Source organism: Parachryseolinea silvisoli, from assembly GCF_021190955.1.
GTDB lineage: Bacteria > Bacteroidota > Bacteroidia > Cytophagales > Cyclobacteriaceae > Ohtaekwangia > Ohtaekwangia silvisoli.
The window spans coordinates 1,010,349-1,027,798 of the sequence record NZ_JAIOAO010000001.1 but is presented as its reverse complement, the minus strand read 5'-3'; the positions used below and the strand labels follow the sequence as shown (position 1 = coordinate 1,027,798).

Annotated in this window: 15 protein-coding genes and 1 pseudogene; 8 read left to right on the top strand and 8 right to left on the bottom strand. The window is 51.6% G+C overall.

Annotated elements, in window-relative coordinates; genetic code table 11:
- The first annotated feature begins 18 nt into the window (after nt 1–18).
- The 4 genes from K7P01_RS04325 (at nt 19) to K7P01_RS04310 (ending at nt 4,840) form a co-directional block, all read left to right on the top strand.
- On the top strand, nt 19–2,370 hold the full coding sequence (locus K7P01_RS04325; protein ID WP_267290205.1) for an ABC transporter permease: 2,352 nt from the start codon (nt 19–21) through the stop codon (nt 2,368–2,370).
- Nucleotides 2,371–2,462: 92 nt separating this feature from the next.
- Nucleotides 2,463–3,632 (top strand): site-specific DNA-methyltransferase, encoded by a 1,170-nt coding sequence (locus tag K7P01_RS04320; RefSeq protein WP_267290203.1) that lies wholly within the window; start codon nt 2,463–2,465, stop codon nt 3,630–3,632.
- Nucleotides 3,633–3,643: 11 nt separating this feature from the next.
- Entirely contained in the window at nt 3,644–4,357 is a 714-nt protein-coding gene (locus K7P01_RS04315) for a hypothetical protein (protein WP_267290201.1), read from the top strand.
- Between the two features lie 87 nt (nt 4,358–4,444).
- Complete coding sequence (locus K7P01_RS04310) at nt 4,445–4,840, top strand: iron chaperone (protein ID WP_267290199.1); 396 nt, start codon at nt 4,445–4,447, stop codon at nt 4,838–4,840.
- On the opposite strand, the gene K7P01_RS04305 is transcribed toward K7P01_RS04310, so the two are convergent.
- Nucleotides 4,841–6,085 carry an RNA polymerase sigma factor gene (locus K7P01_RS04305; RefSeq protein ID WP_267290197.1) on the bottom strand — a complete coding sequence of 415 codons (1,245 nt, stop codon included), beginning with the start codon at nt 6,083–6,085 and terminating at the stop codon, nt 4,841–4,843.
- A 56-nt stretch (nt 6,086–6,141) separates the two neighbouring features.
- Nucleotides 6,142–6,477, bottom strand: a complete 336-nt coding sequence (locus K7P01_RS04300) for a YciI family protein (protein ID WP_267290195.1) — start codon at nt 6,475–6,477, stop codon at nt 6,142–6,144.
- Nucleotides 6,478–6,641: 164 nt separating this feature from the next.
- On the opposite strand from K7P01_RS04300, the gene K7P01_RS04295 reads away from it, so the two are divergent.
- Nucleotides 6,642–7,127 carry a GyrI-like domain-containing protein gene (locus K7P01_RS04295; protein WP_267290193.1) on the top strand — a complete coding sequence of 162 codons (486 nt, stop codon included), beginning with the start codon at nt 6,642–6,644 and terminating at the stop codon, nt 7,125–7,127.
- 6 nt (nt 7,128–7,133) lie between these two features.
- Here the strand turns inward: K7P01_RS04295 and K7P01_RS31995 are convergent, their stop codons facing one another.
- From K7P01_RS31995 to K7P01_RS04280, 4 genes and pseudogenes are all read right to left on the bottom strand, one after another.
- Complete coding sequence (locus K7P01_RS31995; RefSeq protein ID WP_317987611.1) at nt 7,134–7,808, bottom strand: DUF6596 domain-containing protein; 675 nt, start codon at nt 7,806–7,808, stop codon at nt 7,134–7,136.
- A 69-nt stretch (nt 7,809–7,877) separates the two neighbouring features.
- Nucleotides 7,878–8,372 (bottom strand): annotated as a pseudogene (locus tag K7P01_RS31990) (sigma factor); the annotation flags it as partial.
- 42 nt (nt 8,373–8,414) lie between these two features.
- Nucleotides 8,415–8,768 carry a YciI family protein gene (locus tag K7P01_RS04285; protein ID WP_267290189.1) on the bottom strand — a complete coding sequence of 118 codons (354 nt, stop codon included), beginning with the start codon at nt 8,766–8,768 and terminating at the stop codon, nt 8,415–8,417.
- Nucleotides 8,769–8,866: 98 nt separating this feature from the next.
- Nucleotides 8,867–11,464, bottom strand: coding sequence for an ABC transporter permease (locus K7P01_RS04280; protein ID WP_267290187.1), 2,598 nt, complete (start codon nt 11,462–11,464; stop codon nt 8,867–8,869).
- A 206-nt stretch (nt 11,465–11,670) separates the two neighbouring features.
- Here K7P01_RS04280 and K7P01_RS04275 point away from each other — a divergent pair, with 206 nt between their 5' ends.
- Complete coding sequence (locus tag K7P01_RS04275; protein WP_267290185.1) at nt 11,671–12,219, top strand: GNAT family N-acetyltransferase; 549 nt, start codon at nt 11,671–11,673, stop codon at nt 12,217–12,219.
- Nucleotides 12,220–12,226: 7 nt separating this feature from the next.
- Here the strand turns inward: K7P01_RS04275 and K7P01_RS04270 are convergent, their stop codons facing one another.
- Together K7P01_RS04270 and K7P01_RS04265 are read right to left on the bottom strand one after the other, a co-directional pair.
- Nucleotides 12,227–14,359, bottom strand: coding sequence for a response regulator (locus K7P01_RS04270; RefSeq protein WP_267290183.1), 2,133 nt, complete (start codon nt 14,357–14,359; stop codon nt 12,227–12,229).
- Nucleotides 14,360–14,555: 196 nt separating this feature from the next.
- The gene (locus tag K7P01_RS04265) at nt 14,556–15,278 is read right to left on the bottom strand and encodes a DUF5020 family protein (protein WP_267290181.1); all 723 of its coding nucleotides are present in this window, start codon (nt 15,276–15,278) and stop codon (nt 14,556–14,558) included.
- Nucleotides 15,279–15,395: 117 nt separating this feature from the next.
- On the opposite strand from K7P01_RS04265, the gene K7P01_RS04260 reads away from it, so the two are divergent.
- Both K7P01_RS04260 and K7P01_RS04255 read left to right on the top strand, forming a co-directional pair.
- The gene (locus K7P01_RS04260; protein WP_267290180.1) at nt 15,396–16,607 is read left to right on the top strand and encodes a hypothetical protein; all 1,212 of its coding nucleotides are present in this window, start codon (nt 15,396–15,398) and stop codon (nt 16,605–16,607) included.
- A 64-nt stretch (nt 16,608–16,671) separates the two neighbouring features.
- A complete protein-coding gene (locus K7P01_RS04255) occupies nt 16,672–17,421 on the top strand; it encodes an arylamine N-acetyltransferase family protein (protein WP_267290178.1) in 750 nt (249 codons plus the stop codon).
- Nucleotides 17,422–17,450: the final 29 nt, after the last annotated feature.

The following is a 17,450-nucleotide window of genomic DNA, read 5'->3' as shown; positions in this document are numbered from 1 at the left end:
CTCATAACCTTCCGCAGCATGATGAAGAATAGAATCTTCATCATGATCAACATCGGCGGCATGAGCATTGCCCTGGCCTGTTGCATCATATCATTTCTGGCCTTTGAGTACGACGCTACCTTTGATACAATACATAAAAACAGCGAAAGCATCTACCGTGTCAGCGCTGTTCAAACCTTTGAGAACGAGCTCACACGTGTGGGATATGCACCGCTGCCATTGGGCGAGGTAATCGATAAAACAATTCCCGACGTCCGTCACACCACACACTATTTATATTCGGGCTCCAACTTCAAACGCGACAACGACCTCTTCGCCGCCAACCTCACATATGTTGATCCCGCTTTTTTTGAAATGTTCTCATTCGATTTTATGGCAGGCAACCCCGTCGACTTGCATGACAAAACGAGTGTCTTTGTTAGCGAGTCCATGGCCGTACGTTTGTTTCGTACTCCTTCAGAAGCTTTCGGTAAGACAATCACACAAGTCTATGGCGGCGAGCTTAAAGAAGTAAAGATCGCTGGCATCTTCCGCGAGCCCGTGGCCAACTCCAGCTTCTACCGGCGCGAGGGCTCGGCCTATATGAACATCGGGGGTTTCCGCGACGAGTACAAAGACATCCGCGTCGACGACTGGCGCCACGAGACGACGCTATATATACAAATCGAAGACGAAACGCGCGTTGCCGGCGTACAAAAACAATTACAAGCCTACACCGAAAACAACAACCGGGTACGCGAAGACTTTCGCATACATGAATTTGTGCTCGACCCATTTACAACACTGGCATATCGCGATCGCGACGATCAGGTACGTGCCGCAACCTGGGCCGCGCCGCCCCTCGCAGCCATTATTGGTTCCGTGATCATGTCAATGTTGATTCTGCTCATCGCCTGCTTTAACCTGACCAATACCGCCATTGCTATTTCCACCCGTCGCCTGAAAGAGATTGGATTGCGAAAAGTGATGGGCAGCTTACGCATCCAGTTGATCGTACAATTTATTGGCGAGACTACCTGCATATGTCTGCTCGCGCTCATATTGTCGCTGGGCATCACAGACCTGTTGATCGATGGATGGAATATCATGACTGACAACAACATTCACCTCACGAATCACTATCTGCAAAATCCGGCGTTTGTTATTTTCCTGGTCTCTATTCTGCTGATAACGGGCATTGTTGCCGGAAGCTATCCCGCATTTTACATCAGCCGGTTTGAGCCGGTTACCATTCTCAAGGGGAAATTGCGCTTTGCCGGAACCAACTACTTCACGCGCACCTTGCTAGGCTTACAATTCACCATTTCACTTATCGCCGTGATCAGCGCAGTAGCCTTTATGCAAAACGCCCGGTATCAGCGTGCATACGATCTGGGCTTTGACGTACGGGGTGCGGTAGTCGTTCCGGTAAATGACAGGTCGGAGTTTGAAACCTATCGCAATGCACTGCAAGCAAATTCCAACATCCTGGCTATCGCGGGTGCAAAAACCGGCATCTTCTCCGAGCATACACACGAGCCGATTCGATACGCGACGCTCCCCATGGAAGCGGATATCATCGAAGTAGGGGACAACTACCTGCAAGCCATGGAAGTGAAACTGCTGGAGGGACGCGACTTCCGCAAGGACTCCCAAACAGACCAGCAAGAATCTGTCATCATTACGCGTAAGCTTGCCGACCGATTCGGATGGGCCGAATCCGTTGGCAAGGAAATTCTTTGGCGTGACACCACTCGGTTGACAGTGATCGGCGTCGTAAAAGATGTATATACCCGGGGTCTGTGGCATGAAATGGAACCGATGATGATCCGCTACATAAAGCCCGATGAGTACAAACACCTTGTTGTCAGTGCCGATGCCGGCAACGTGTCGTCCGTCAATACTTACCTGGCCAACCAATGGAATGAAGTATTCCCCAATCGGCTATATCCAGGCCGCATGCTGGTCTCCACCCTGCAGCAGGTTGACAAACTGAATGTCAGCATCATGTATTCATACGCATTCCTGGGGACTGTCGCGATGCTCCTTTCTGCCACGGGACTGTTTACGTTATTGTCCCTGAATATCATCAAACGCACCAAAGAGCTCGGCATCCGCAAGATTCTGGGCGCGTCGACGGTGTCGATCAGTCGTATCGTAAACACCGAATTCGTCATCATCTTGCTCGTCGCCTCTTTGTTGGGGGCCTGGGCAAGCGCCATGTGGACCAGTGTCATCATGAGCGCAATTTGGAAATATTACCAGGCGACAAACATATTTACCTACAGCATGGGCATTGGTTTATTACTCATTATCGCATCGCTGACCATTGGTTACAAGTCCTGGCACCTGGCCCGTATAAACCCGGTCGACACACTGCGTGACGAATAGCACGACGGCCATTCCACGGACAGGCTGAGCAAAAACTTGTCGGTAACAAATAAACTGTTAATTTCGTCAATCACCCAAACCGAAGAGCAGTTGTGATTGACAACGTTATACAGGAGCAACAACAGGCAGTCCAGACTCCGCCGCCGGCGGAAGGAAATAACTATAAGCTTTTCCAGCAAGAGGCAGCCACCCTGACACGCACCCTAATAACGGGTTATCAGGAAGCATTTCAGCTTATTTATCTCGATCCGCCCTATAATACCAAGCGGGCACGCGGCTCGCGAAAGCACTACCGCGACAGATCCGCCCATTGGTCTGAGCAGTTGCACGAGGTGGTAAGCAATACCTATAAATTGCTTCGCAGGCAGGGATTCCTTGTACTGTCGATCAACCAGATGGAGCTGTTTAACCTCAAGCACATCTGCGATACTGTATTTGGATCCGAGTGTTTTATCGGCCTGTTTCCCGTCAAGATCCGGCACAGCGAACGGCAGCTGATGATTAATGCCACGTATCACGATGTGTACGAATACCTGCTGTTCTACCGTAAGGACAAACAGACCCGGTTCTATACCGAACAAAAACACCCCCGCCTGGAGAAGTTTGACCACCGCATCGAAACGTTAACCGATCAACCTGAACGGCGAACCATTCAAGGCAAAGAGGTAGAGATATACCATCCAGGACAATACAAGATACACCGCGAAGAACCCGCCGTGCACAATCTGCGCCGGTACATCATCGCCGGAAAGCTCGCGACGGCAAACTGGTCGGGCGAATTTTTCGAAAGCTACCTGCGCCCGCTGGGCGACAATCTGCTGGTACGTGTGCCGGGTTTGGAAAACGAAGGGCTGGGATACCGCTGGTTCCAAACACAAACCGCTAAACGTAGCAGCGGCGTATACTTTCAGTCAACCCTTACCGCCGGCCGCCCCGTGCTACCCACCAATGACCTCGACTTTACGGAGATCGTTCCGAACGTCTATAAAGAAGGAGGAGAGGGCATCGACTTCAAAGACTCTAAGAAACCTGAACAACTACTCGAATACATTCTTTCGATTACCACGCGGGAGAACGACCTCGTGGGCGACTTCTACGGCGGCAGCGGCACCACCCTGGCCCGGTGCATTAAAATGAAGCGCTCGTGTATCACAAGTGACAATGGCGCCGAAGCCATTGGTATCATCACGCGTCGCCTCGCCAACCTACGCGAAGGCAAAGACATCGATGGCATATCATACGACTTCACGCTCGAATCCTAACGCCACCCGTCATGTCACCTGACCTACCACCACTTCCAGCTTACATTCCTTGGGTATTCGCCTTTACAACTGTTCTCACGATCTACCTGTTCTGCCGTAGCATCCACTATCCCGGTAGCCAAAAAGATAGACACTACGTCATTATTATCTGCCTGGTAGCATGGCTGGCCTTGCAAACCGTCCTGACACTAAAAGGTATCTATAATACCGACACTACTGCAATGCCGCCGCGTATCTTTGCTTTGGGGTTGTTTCCCCCATTGCTCACGATTATTCTCTTATTCGCCACCAAAGCCGGACGCCAGTTTGTCGACGACTTGTCATTGCCTGCCCTAACGTGGCTGCACGTCATACGTATTCCCGTCGAGATCATTCTGTTTTTGTTATACATACATCAGGCTATCCCGCAGCTCATGACCTTTGAAGGCCGTAACTTCGACATCCTTGCGGGCATTACCGCCCCGGTTGTTGCGTATGTCGGAGTAACACGAGGCAAGCTAAATAAATCGGTGCTGCTGATCTGGAACATTTTATGCCTGGGCCTTTTGCTCAATATTGTCATAAACGCTGCATTGTCAGCGCCCTCGCCATTCCAGCAATTTGCCTTCGATCAACCCAACGTCGCGATCCTTAACTTTCCCTACAGCTGGTTGCCCACATGCGTTGTGCCAATCGTGCTTTTCGCACACCTGGCCGCCATTCGGCAACTAACGCGAAAAGCATAATGCCCCTTTTTCCCCCTTAAAAAGGCACGATCACCCTCCGTCGAACACGACAAATGCCTGTAAATTTGAGTATAAACTCCCCCGATTATGCAAAACGTACAGGCAAACACCATCGACGAGTATATTGCTGCGTTCCCACCGGCAATTCAGAAGCTCCTCAAACAAGTGCGCGAAACAATCCACAAGGCGGCGCCAAAAGCTGAAGAAAAGATCAGCTATGCAATGCCCACCTTTTACCTCCATGGCAATCTGGTGCACTTCGCAGCCTATAAAAACCACATCGGTTTTTATCCGGCCCCCCAGGGCATTGAAGAATTTAAGAAAGAGCTCGCCAAATACGAAGGAGGCAAAGGCTCCGTGCAGTTTCCGCTGGACGAGCCGTTGCCGCTGACACTCGTGAGCCGTATCGTAAAATACCGCGCGTTGCAAAACGAAGCCAGGGCAAAGGAGAAAGAACAATCAAAAGCCAAAAAGAAAAAGTAATCAAGCACTACCGAGCGCATCAATTCTCTCCTGGATACCACGCTTCTCCGCTTGCGTTCTGGCCAATGTATGTGCCCGGCGGAAATGAGCCAGTGCTTGTAGCGCGTCGGTGTGCCGGTATAGCTCGCCCAACAAGAGAAAGTAGAAATGATTGTTCTCAAGCCTGAGCTTCTCGGCTTCTGCAAGTGCCGGTTGCCAGCCACGTGCTTTATATAACGCAAAGGTGCGGTTAAGGGCCACACTGGGAGAATAATTAATAAATAGCAAATCGTTATATAACTGCAGAATCTCCTCCCATTTTTCTGCCGTATCTTCTTTAATGCAATGCCAGGAAGCGATTCGTGCCTCTAAATGATATGAGCTAAGATCGTCACCTTCGACAGATAGATTTAAGTAATGGCGACCCTGATTGATTAACGCCTGGTCCCACAGTTGCTCATCCTGTTCTTCGTACAGCACAGGCAGATCGCTGTAGGAAGCCTGGCGGGCGTTAAACCGCGATGCGTGAAAACACATCAATGCCAACAGTGCATGTGTCTTCGGGGTACGGGTAGGGGGGTAATCAGTTAACAACAGGCACAGCCGCATGGCCTCGATACACATGTCCTTTTGCAGAACCCTATCCTGGGTGGTAGAATAATACCCCTCGTTAAATAGCAGATAGAGTATATGCAGTACGTTGTCCAGTCGGGCCGCGAGCGTATGTTCCGGTGGAAACTCCATCGCAACACGTTCCGTACGCAACTTCTCCCGTGCACGGAACAAGCGTTTATTGATAGTCTCTTTATTAGATAGAAACGCCTCGGCAATCTCGTCTATACCAAAGCCGCATAAAATGCGCAGCGCCAGACCGATCTGGGCTTCACTGGCAATTGCCGGCGTGCAAATCGCAAACATCATTTGCAACTGACTGTCACGAATTCCCTGTTGTGAAAAGTCGGGCTCGACAGCATCTGCTTTTGTTGATGCGTTAGAGGCAACGGATGGCAGTACTTTGTCTTGCAGGATCTTTGTGCGACGAAAGTGATACAACGTCTTTTGCTTCGCCACGGCATATAGCCAGGCGGTGGCATGTTCGGGCATACCACGCTTTTCCCAGCTCTCCATGGCCTGCAGAAATGTCTCGCTCACGATGTCTTCTGCGAGGGCGATATGCTCCAGCCCGTACAAACGGGCGATAACGGCCACCATTTTGGAAAATTCCCGTTGGAAAAGCTGTTTAAGTGCGTCGTGTTTTTGTATCATGGAAAAAAGGAAAACGACCCCGCCCACAGCAGGCAGGGTTCTCACGGGCGATAAGATTACATGATAGGGCGTATTTCTACGCTGCCTTGCGCATCCAGTGCCGGGCATCCGTGTGCCAGCGTAGTGGCTTCCTCCAGGCTTTCTGCCTTCACAACGATAAAGCTGCCCAGCCGCTCGCGGATCTCTACAAACGGACCGTCAGTAACGACGCCGCCCGCTTTGAGCACCTTGCCGGCATCACCCAACCGCGGGCCATTGGATACCAGCCGGCCTTGCGCAGCAATACCTCCGGCCCAGTCTTTCCATTTTTTTGAAAGCGCCGTCATCTCCTCCGACGAAATTTGGCTGTAGTCATAGCTGGGTTGGCGAAATAACAATGCGAATTCCTGCATACATGTCTTGTTTAGCGTTGAAAGATAAATTTAAACCGACAATGACCGACTTTGCCGAAATTGGACATCCATCCAGGAAAAAAATATTTCCAGCTCCCTGAGCAACGCAAATTACATGTACTTTTAATGGAAATCCGCAAGACACAACCGATCTTCCAACCCGCATGAGCACCGAGCCGCGCATCGAACAGCTACCCAGCAAAAAAATAATCGGCATATACTTTCGCACGACGCTAGCCGAAAACCGCACAACAGATCTTTGGCGTACTTTTATGCCGCGACGCCACGAGATTCCCAGCACCGTAGGCACCGACCTGTACTCCATTCAGGTCTACGATCATGGATGGAGCCCACAGGCATTCACACCCCACATAACCTTCAACCGGTGGGCTGCCGTCGAGGTATCCGATATAACAACCATTCCCGCCGGTATGGAGCCCTTGAACCTTGAAGGAAGCTACGCCGTCTTTATACACCACGGTCCCCCCAGTGCTTTCATACCCACCTTCCAGCGTATTTTCCAGGAGTGGCTCCCGGCATCAGACTACGTCCTCGATGATCGCCCACATTTTGAAATACTGGGAGCGAAATACAAAAACGAGCATCCCGACTCTGAAGAGGAGATATGGATCCCGGTCCGCCCCCGGTAAAATTATTCAGCCATCTCGTAGTCGGTCAATCTTCTTGCGAATCGTTTGCTGATCGCCGGCAGTACGGGCTACCGATAGCGCTTGTTCAAAGTATTGCAATGCGCGGGCGCTATTGACATCGGTATACAATTCTCCCAACAGCGCGAAATAAAACGGATTCCTCTCCAGCTTCAACTGTTCCGCCGCCGGAATAGCGACGGCCTTGCCCCGCGCCTTTGATAACGCATACGTACGGTTGAGTGCCGCCACCGGCGAATATGCAATTGACAGTAGCTGATTATATAGTTGAAGAATGGCCTCCCACTTTTCAGGTGTGTCGGCCTTTTGCGTATTCCAATAGGCAATAGTAGCTTCCAAATGATATTTTGTGAGGCAACCACCGGTCGCAGCTCCATACAGAAAATAAGCCCCTTGCACGATCAGGTTCTGATTCCACAGTGTCTCATCCTGCTCGTCATAGAGAATGGGCTCACCGTGTCGGCCCCGACGTGCTTCAAACCGCGACGCGTGAAAACACATCAATGAGAGCAAAGCCTTTACGGGAGGTAGATTGGTGGGCTCGTATGCTACTAGCAAATGCGTAAGCTGCATCGCCTCCAGGCAAAGATCCTCGCGCAACATCGTGTCCTGGCTCTCGGAATAATATCCTTCGCTGAATAACAGATAAAGCGTCGTCATCACGGCATCTAGCCTGGCAGGAATCTCTGCCGGACCAGGAAAGGCCAGTACAATACCGGCAGTACGCAATTTCTCGCGAGCACGAAATAGTCGTTTGTTGATCGTGTCTTTGCTGGCAAGAAAAGCGGTGGCAATCTCGTCGATCCCCAACCCGCACAGCATGCGCAGCGCAAGCGCGACCTGTGATTCTACCGGTAGTGACGGATGACAGATAGCAAACAACAATTGCAATTGGCTATCCGTGATATTGCCTGGTGATAAGTCGATTGAGAAAGCCTCCTGTGTCGCCTCGGCTTCCTGTAGCAGGGGAGTGATCTTATCGGCAAAAACCTGCGTACGCAATATATAATTTCGAGTCTTGTTTTTAGCAACCGTATATAGCCAAGCGGTAGGGTTTGGCGGCACGCCTTTATAAGACCAGGTTTCCAGCGCCGCCAGAAAGGTCTCGCTGGCCAAATCCTCGGCCACGGCCATATGCTCCAACCCAAAGGCCTTGCAGAGCACCGCCGTGATCTTCCGGAACTCCGTCCGGAACAAGTGGGGAATCAGTTCATGGTGTGACATAAAAAAATGCCCGCATGCTTAACAAGAAGCAAACGGGCAAAAATGTTAATGCAATCCGTCACCACGGGCGATCTTACGTACCTCTACACTGTTACCGTCTCCCTGCAGCACAGGGCAACCTTTTGCAAAGGCAACAGCTTCGTCTACGGAATCGGCTTTGACGATAATATAGCCGCCGATGGTTTCTTTGATCTCGCCAAAAGGGCCGTTCGTAACAACATCGTTTGGCCAAACAACGCGTGCATCGTCAAAGGGTAATCCGTTGCCGCCGCTAAATTTATTCTGAGCCGCAATACCTCCGATCCAGTCCATAGTTTGTTTCATCCATATCTGGATCTGCTCGGGCGACGCTACGGCTTTGCCGTCCTGGTGTCTGAAAATCAACATAAATTCATTCATTGTGTGTAAGCTTTAATGTTATGAAATGCGTTAAACACATCCATAACAAACGGCCCTCCACCAATAGGACACCGTTGGCGGCGTAAAATAAGAAAATGTTATTCCGACCGCAAGCTCTTCACCGGGCTGGTCACCGCCGCCCGCAAAGCCTGATAGCTTACAACCAGCAGCGACAATACCAACGCCCCACCGCCCACAAAGACAAACACAGGCCATGCCAGCGTGGTGTGATATTCATAATGCTCTAACCAACGCTGCATCACCAGGAATGACAACGGCAAAGCCACACAACAGGCAACCACTACCAGCCGCACAAAGTCACGCGACTGCATCTGCCACAAGGAAGTCACAGACGCGCCCAGCACTTTGCGAATACCAATCTCCTTCGTGCGTTGCTCGGCAACATACGACGCCAGCCCGAAAAGCCCCAGGCAGCTGATTACAATCGTCAGGATGCTAAAGAGGGTAGCCAGTTGGCCGATGCGCTCCTCGGCAGCGAACTTAGCGGCATAGATGTCGTCCACAAATGTATAATCGAAGGGAGCCGACGGAATCAACGTAGCAAAGACATGTTGTATGGCAGGTATGGCTTCGTGTGGGCTGACCGTTGGCTTCAACCGCATATAAAGCCACTTCAAATCATTCTCAGACAGGAAGATGATCGAAGGGTCAGTCTTCTCGAACGGTGATCCTTTAATCATATCCTTCACCACGCCCAAAATTTTGTACGTGCCCCGTTCACCCCATACCAGGTTTTCTCCCACAGGGTGCTCCATGCCCAGCAAACGCAACGCAGACTCGTTTATAACAATACCTTGTAAATCACTGACGTAGTCACGCGAGAAATCGCGTCCCTCTGTAAACTCCCAGCCTACAGTTTTGCCATACTCGTGCGTGACAAAGATCGTGTTAAAGCTGGGCTCGATGGCCTGCCCCTTCCACGAAAAGCCACCGTTCCAGCCTTTCGTGCTGTTCACTGGGTAGTTAGCCTCTGCCATCTCTTCCACCATACCGGTATTCTTCAACTCCTGGCGCAGCACCTGGTAACGCCCTGCATATTCAGGAGTCGCAGCCCGCAGCGAAAGCAGCCCTTCGCGGGTATATCCCGAGGCCCGGTTCTTACCAAACTGAATTTGCTGGTGTACCACCATCGTGGCGATGATTAGCATCAACGAAATACTAAATTGAACCACAACCAATACCTTCCGTGGTACGGAAGCTGCCCGTCCCGCCTTAAAAGTACCCTTTAGTACTTTTACAGGATTGAAGGAAGAGAGGTATAGGGCAGGATAGCTGCCGGCGAGAAACGCAGTAAAGATTGTAAAGCCTACACAGGCAAGCCAAAAGATACTGCTGCCCCAGGGCAGTGTAAGAGCCTTATCGGAAATGGCATTAAACCACGGCAACGTCAGTCCCACCAATGCCAGTGACAAAATAAAGCTCAATCCCGCCATCAAAAATGACTCGCCGTAGAACTGTTGAATAAGCTGCAGTCGGTACGAACCAATCGACTTTCGGATGCCCACCTCTTTTGCCCGCTTTTCCGAACGTGCTGTGCTCAGATTCATAAAATTGATACACGCCAGCAACAAGATAAAGCCGCCGATAATGCCGTAATACCAAACCGTACGCAACCGCTCGCTCGTCACGTTCATGCCATTCTCAAATTGTGAATATAAGTGCCATCGCTGCATTGGATGCAGAAACACGGCCGGCTTGTGCTGCAGGTGTTCGGCATCGAGGTGTGGCAACATGATGTCGCGAATCACTGCCGATGCCTGCGCTACATCGGTACCCGGGCGCAACTGGGCATAGATATACATGTGGTAATTGTCCCAGGTGTCAAGTCCCTGGCCTCCCAGATATTGATCGAGTGGAGCAAAATAGCTCGCTTCATGCAACGTGGTATTGCGCGGGAGGTCTTCATACACACCCGTCACCTTTAGCTCGGTCTGCGCATCCATTGTCACTATCTGGTTCACGGGATCGATATCGCCAAAGAGCTTTTGCGCTAAAGACGCCGATAGTAAAATCGACTTCATATCCTTTAGCCCGTCACGCGATCCATATTTCATACGCAGGCTGAAGAGCTCACCGCCCTCGGGCTGCATAAAATATCCTTGTTGGGTAAACTTCCGCTCGCCCACAGCGACAACACGCTCTTCTAAATTGGCCCGCACCATCGCGACGCGTTCAAACAACGCGTCGTACGCATCGCTACGTAATAAAGAACCTAATCCCGTGGTGTGGATCGCATTCACTTCAACGGCGCCATCCCATGTCTCCGAGCGTTCTACCTGTACAATGGTCTCATAGTGGTCATGATAGTTGTTAAACGAAAGCTCGTCATAGATCCACAGGGTAATCAATAGCGCCGTAGCCATACCGGCCCCCAGGCCGCCGATATTAATGAGAGAATACCCTTTGTGGCGAAGCAAGTTTCGCCAGCCAATTTTAAAATAGCTAGTATACATACCATAGGGGGTTTGTGTTGTACGTTCAAAGGCAGGCCGGATAATGCCCGGCCGGAATAGGAGAATAACATCACCGATAAAACGAAGATCGGCCTGGCGCTTTCCCCGCGTCCGCAACCGTTCATGATATAGCTCCAGCAAGTCGCCCTCGATGTGAGACAGCAACTTCGGCTGGCAAAACCAACGGAAGAAGCGCATAAATAAACCGGGAGGACCATGCATAGTCGTTCTGCGATAAGATTATTTCCTAAATGTAGGAATAACGATAACTGTGCCAGAACCGGAATCGACGAAATTGAACAGGTAAGCAATTATGCAGGAACGATATTGTTCAGATCTGAACAATATCTGGGCGGAAATGAGCAGCCCAAAACAACCCGGCAGGAGCATTTTGCGTATGCTCTCAATCCGTATATTCACCTGCACGAATGACCTATAGCTATCAGATTTTACCACCGACGGAATTGTCAGATTCTACTATTCAAACAATATTGCGCCTCTGGCAAGTTGCCGAATGGAAGGGCATGGACACAGAAACATTCCGGAAATTTTTTTCTATGTCGGAGTTTCACTTGCTCATGGATGCTGGTGAGGATAACCTTCAATGTATAGCACGAATTAACCGGGCGTTTACCCTAAAGATTGAAGAGGAGCGGTACACCTTTGCTGAATTGGTGGGGTTGGTAGCGGCTGAACGCGGGAAGGGGCACGGAAAGACGTTGATGCGGCAGATTTGTCATAACCTGCGGGAACGCGACATCGAAGCGATCGGCTTTTGCAGCAACGCACTTCGCCCGTTCTACGAAGAATGTGGAGTAACGATTCTACGCGATCGCGCCCACTATATCTACGAGCAGGCGGATGCTAGGTGGATACCATCTGAAGACGATGATATTCTGGATCTCAACCTGGCGCCAGAAAATGCAACACGGCTACGCGCGTTGAATGAGCACAACGTCGCATACTTCGTGGCATGATCCAATCTTAGGTGATCTGAATACCTTTGTCTTCCGCCAAAAATTGCTTAGCCCGCGTCAATCGGAAGTCGTGCAGAAATGTAGCAGTCGACTTGCCCGTCAACGCCTTTAACTTCCGGTGCAGCTGCATCCGGCTCAGTCCCACGGCGGTAATAAACTCCTCTTCACCAAAAGCTGCATCCGTAGCGTGTGCGTCGAGCAGCTGGGTTACATGGTCGATAAAGTCTGACTCCGGATCTGATAGAAAGATATCGTGCGTTTGCAACGTAACCTGCTCGCGTAGTAATTGACGCAGTTCCTCGCGTTGCTCGAGGATCTGCTGTACGCGCGTATGTAGCTCCTTTGGCTCAAAGGACTTGAGTATATAAGCATCAGCGCCCGCCTGCAGACCCTGTACCCGTATCTCTTCGTCCGCATGAGGCGTCAGCATAATAACGGGTATATGGCTCGTCGCCGTGGCATCGCGCAGACGCTCGCAGAGCGCATTACCGCTCAATTGGGGCATAACCGTTTCACAGAGCACAAGATCGGGCACCTGGGTATAAGCCTTTTCCAAACCCGCCAGTCCATCCGTAGCGGTAAGGACACGGAAGTGATCTTGCAGCGTGTTGGTAATCCTTGCACGAGTATCGGCATCATCCGTAACAACCAACACCGATGCCTGACGGCTGGCTTCGTCATCTTGAACGGCCAACATGGCTTCAAGGGTAGCCACCGAAGGTGCTTCAGTATCGGCTTCTGCCAGCAGCGGCCGCAGGCTGGGGGAGGCGGTATGAGGCAGGTTTGCAGGGAATGACGGCGGCTTGGGTATATCGACCACGTGTAATGCATCCTCAGCGTAACGCTTCCGCACACGGGTATGGTAAACAGCACCGGCGACCAACAGCACGAAGAACAAACTGCTTAGGCCGATAAATAAATTGCGTTGATTGGAGAGTTCATCCAGTTGCAGTTGCAGGGCTTGCGCATAATTTTCAGCCGTCAGCTGGCGGCGCTCGAACGCCTGCTGCGCCCCGGCATAGTGCGCTTCCAGACGTTGCAGAACCTGCCGTGCTTCCTGACCGTGCACAGTATCGTTTAGTTGCAGATAGGCGCGCAGTTGCGTATAGGCTTTGTCAAATTGACGCCGCTGCGCATACCACTGCGCCAGGCGGTAATAGGCTTCCGGAAAGGCATGCGTATCTGCGGTTTGTGTGGTCGCCAGCAGATCGTTCAGAAGGAAACGTTCGTCTGCGCTGCCACGGCGCCGGGAATTCAGGGTAGCGATCGCCGCGCGAATGTGCGCCGTGGTAGTAGTGTCGCCGGCCGTATAGGCTAAGGGTAATGCCTGTAATAAATAATTCTTGGCATTCTCGGCATTGTGGTGTTCGGCGTAGTAAGTGCCCAATTCCGTCATCAGCTCCAACGTCTCGGCAGAACGTCGGTGTGTCTGCGCCAGTGCCAGGGCCTGTGTGTAATGCGTGATGGCTTTGCTCGAACGGTTCATGCCGGCGTACGCGCGGGCAAGCCCGGTGTGTGTAGCCATTAGCGCCAGAGCGTCTTGTTTGGAACCTTGCAGCTTAAGGGCAGAACGAAAGTGCTTTTCAGCCTGGCGATATTGCTCCTGCGCCAGCAGATCACTGCCAAGACCATGCTGCGCTTGCGCAAGCCCTCGCATGTTATCGAGTGCTTCGAATAGTCGCAGGGCGCGGCGATGATAGTCTTCTGCACTGCTGGGGTCGCCGAGGGCCTGGTAGGTGTCGCCCAGGACGAGTAATTGTGTGGCATAAGTAGAATCAGGTGTGCCGGATTCTAGGTAGTCCAAAGCGGAGGTCATGAACGGAAGCGCCGCCTTGGGTTGACCCTGATGGCGGAAGTATAGCCCGGCGGTGATGAAATAATGCGCCGCCACGACATTGTCACGACGGTGGACGTCGTACAGATTTCCAAGAAGCCCAAGGTAATAACGCCCACTGTCGGCGCTGGTCAGCGTCAGCTGGCGAAGCTCGCCGGCCAGGGTATGCAGATCGTCACCGGTCCGTGGCGAGCGGCGTTGCTCGGCTATGAGATGCTCAAGACGACGGGCGCGTGCAGGCGCGGTGTCTTGCCCCTGCACAATAAATACAATAAAAAACACCGGAAAGCAGAGGAGCCACCGCATAGAGAGTTGGGTTTTATAGACCGAAGGTACAAAATCCGGCCATATCCCACGTCGAAAATTCCATCCCTGGGTAAAGAAACATCTGCCAGCAACGGCGATGCTTCCCAACAGACAAGCATCAGCTCAGTCATCGGCCGCAGTTGCGTAGATATTTACTCAACTTGTCCGGCTATAAACCCAACTCCGTGCGCATAGATTAAAACTGCACCTTCGTCCCTAACGTAGGGTATATTTGTATGCTATTGTCGTCGCGCAGCACATGGTAAAAGATGTTGAGCCGGGTGCCGACGGAAAAGCTCCTCCAGACCTTGATCCAGATTTGCGGGTCACCGAACAGCGCCAGCTTCTTACCCCGCAGTAGTGCTGTATAGACCTCGCCTCGGTCGCGGTTCTCCGTCCAACAGACAAAGCTACCCGCGACAAACACCTTATAATGAAAGAAGCCACGGCCGAAATAAAACGTCACTTGAGGGTCGTAGCTGGGCTGGACAAATGCGTTGTGGCGCACAAGGGCGTTGATGACTAACCATGCGCCCTTCCACTGGAAAGGATAGGAGATTCCGGCCCCATAAGAACTGGGCAGGTAGAAGCCGTGACCATCATCAGTAGTACCCAGTCCGCCACTGTAATGCAGCGCGAGATAAACCTTCGGTTTCCAGAAACGCAATGACTGCGACAGTTGGGTAAAAACCTGGCCTACGTTGTGGTTTCGACCGTTTAGGTCGGCCTGTATCTTCAGCAGGAAGGAGCCCGTGCCTACTGTGTCAAGCTGTTTAAAGTATTCAAAGCTGAACGTGGGAAAATTTCGCCGATGCAGGTCCGGATCCAGCGAATGACGGAAATCGTAGTGCAGCTGCAAGTTTTGTGAAAGCGTTGGCAGACATATCGCCACGAGCATGGAAAAAAGCAGGAATTTCATAAAATTGACAGTTGGTGATTATGTCAGGCAAAGGTCCGGTGCGGGAATTCCGACCCCTGGAATTCCGCAGGAAACCTCTGGAATTGCGCTGGAAATCTGAAGAAAGTCACACGGCATATGAGAGAACAACAGGAAGTCATATTCAAAACCTTGTTCCGGGAAGCCTGCGCCAAATGCCTGGGCCAGACGCCGCATGCGCCACTCACCGAGACCGACGCCCGCCTGTTGTCTACCAGCATCCACGAACAGACGGGCCTCACAATTGGCGTGAAAAGTATTCGGAACTACTCATTGTATATCCTGGGAAGTAAGGAACGCAGAAAAGAGAACCCCTCCGCAGCGACACTCGACACGCTGGCGCGCTATGTGCTCGGTGCACCCTATACCGACGAGGTGCAACGCAAGAACCATGAAAGCCACCACCCATACTGGTTCCGCTATAAAAGCCGCTTCACGGGTAGGTCGGCCGCCGACCCCGAGACAGCACTTCCACGTCCCACACCACAGAAACGCCGGCATCTGGAGATTCGTTGGGTTGCCGGCATCATCATGCTGCTAATATTGATTGTCGCGATATGGGCCTTGCGACCCTGGCTAACACCAGAACCGGGAAGGGCAATAACAGATCATTTTACGTTTATTCAAATGGACTCACTCAACGACAGGGGCTGGGTCCTGGCAAAACAAGACACCACGTGGTGGTCACAGCGAGCCACCAGGTCCGGCCACCTGGCACTATATACCCTTCCCGGCGATAATTGGTCTACAGGTAATAGTGTCGCCGGCATCACCAATTTGCTATATAGGCCCATCCCCACCGGTTGCTTTACAACCGAGATCCACCTGACTGAATTTTTTCCTGCTCACAATTGGCAACAGGTTGGGATCCTGTTAGCGGAGGACGAAACCTTTACCGGCAAAGTGCTACGCCTGTCACTTAGCTACAATAATTTTTTCGGCGGCTATGACAAACCGGCCGAAATCATCCTGCAAGCCATGAGCTCTTCCGGCAGTGGCGCGCTTAGCAAACCGGAAGAAATAGCACATGTTACGCTCTTTACGCTGGAGCCTGGAAAAGAGGCGATCGTTGAGCACAACCTGGCGCGTACCGCCCTGAAAATCGAGCGACACGATAATCATTACCGATTTCTATTTGCGATTGGATCCATGGAAAGCTTTGCATTTAAAGAAGCTACGCACGGTGACTTTACCATCAACCCCCGGTATATGGGTTTATTTGCCATTCAGGGCGTGGCGCCGCCAGTCCCACCGGTACCCGCCTATATCGACTCATTTTATTTTGCAGGTATACCCTGCGATAATCCATAGCCGATGGTGTAACAACATGGAATGAAATTTTAGCCGGAAGACAGTCACAGAAAACCTTGTTCCCATGAACGTCACACGATACCTGAAGCGAATCGCTTTCGAGCATACCCCCACCGTCGACACAGGCACCCTGACGCAACTTCACCGTCACCACGTTTTTCAGGTGCCCTTTGAAAACCTCGATGTGCACTACAAAAAAAGGTTTAGCCTCGATACAGAAACCGTATACAACAAGATTGTTTCTCAGCGCCGTGGCGGCTTTTGTTATGAGCTCAACAGCCTCTTTCTCAAATTGCTGCAACATGTCGGCTTTCGCGGACGCGTGGTATCGGCCAGCATCTTCGACGACACCGGCACACCCGGTCCGCGGTTTGATCACATGGCCATTGTGGTAGAGGCAGACGGCGACTATCTACTCGATGTCGGCTTTGGCGACCTCTTCGTCACGCCATTAGAAATTGAACCCGGCAGGGTGCAGCACGACGGCCGAAACTATTTCCGCATCGACTCGCATAACGACGGTTATGTCTTAGCCATGTCGCCCGACGGTAATATCTTTCAGCCCAAATACATCTTTACCCTTGACGCCCACGACGTCAGCGACTTCGAGCCCAGCTGTTACGATAAACAAATAAACCCGGGCTCATACTTTGTCAAGAATATTGTTTGTACCCGTCCTACCGATGCCGGCCGCATCACGCTGTTCAACGACCGGCTTATTGAGAGGCGCCATGAGCAGCGAATCATCTCCGAGATTACCGACGAAGACCACCGGAAGGAAGTCCTACGGACCGAATTCGGTCTGGCGTTGTAGCCACACAGGCACACAACAATTGTCTCGCC